Origin of the sequence: Pseudomonas sp. HMWF006 (genome assembly GCF_003061205.1) — a bacterium.
GTDB classification, from domain to species: domain Bacteria; phylum Pseudomonadota; class Gammaproteobacteria; order Pseudomonadales; family Pseudomonadaceae; genus Aquipseudomonas; species Aquipseudomonas monsensis.
The window spans coordinates 1-752 of the sequence record NZ_QAIU01000557.1; the positions used below are offsets into that span (position 1 = coordinate 1).

Annotated in this window: 1 pseudogene; it reads right to left on the bottom strand. The window is 61.3% G+C overall.

Annotated features, from left to right (window positions below):
- Positions 1–157: 157 nt before the first annotated feature.
- Positions 158–752: pseudogene (locus DBR24_RS33715) on the bottom strand (type II secretion system protein GspD); the annotation flags it as partial.

Here is a 752-nt window from a genome sequence, read left to right on the forward strand (position 1 = left end):
GCGAGGGGATTTATCCCCGTTGGGTTGCGCAGCAACCCCAAAACCTGCAATCGGTTTTTTCCAGACATACCGCGCCCGCAATGTTTACGACTGCTGCGCAGCCGAACAGGGATAAATCCCCTCACCACAGGGGTGAGTTGCACATTGCGAGCTGGTTTCAAAAGCGTCTGCTCCCGTCAATCGGCACGGCTTTGATAGTTGCGCGAGGGCCTGAGGTGGGCGCCACTGCCGGCACGCCTTGCGCTGCTGTCGGCAATTGTGGCGCCTGCATGTCCGGCATCGCCCAGCTGCGTTCCGGTTGCAGGCCACCCTGGGCGCGGCGCATGAAATCGTAGCGGTTGAGAGTGATGCTGCGCCCCGCTTCGCTGTCGCGGATGATGTACGGGCGCAGGAACACCATCAGGTTGGTCTTGGTGATCGCCCGGCGCTCGTTGCGAAACAGCGCACCAATCCCCGGCAGACTGCCCAGCCACGGCACCGCGTCGTTGCTCTGGCTGTAGCCGTCCTGCAGCAAGCCGCCAAGCACCATGATCTGGCCGTCATCCAGCAAGATGCTGGTGTCGATCGCCCGTTTGTTGGTGACAATCCCCGCCGATTTGGCGCTGGCCGAAGCGCGTTCGTCGATGCTGCTGACTTCCTGATAAATGTCGAGCTTGACCGTACCGCCCTCGGAAATCTGCGGCCGCACATTGAGCTTCAAACCAACCTCTTCACGGGTCACGGTCTGGAACGGGTTGTTGCTGGTGCCACCA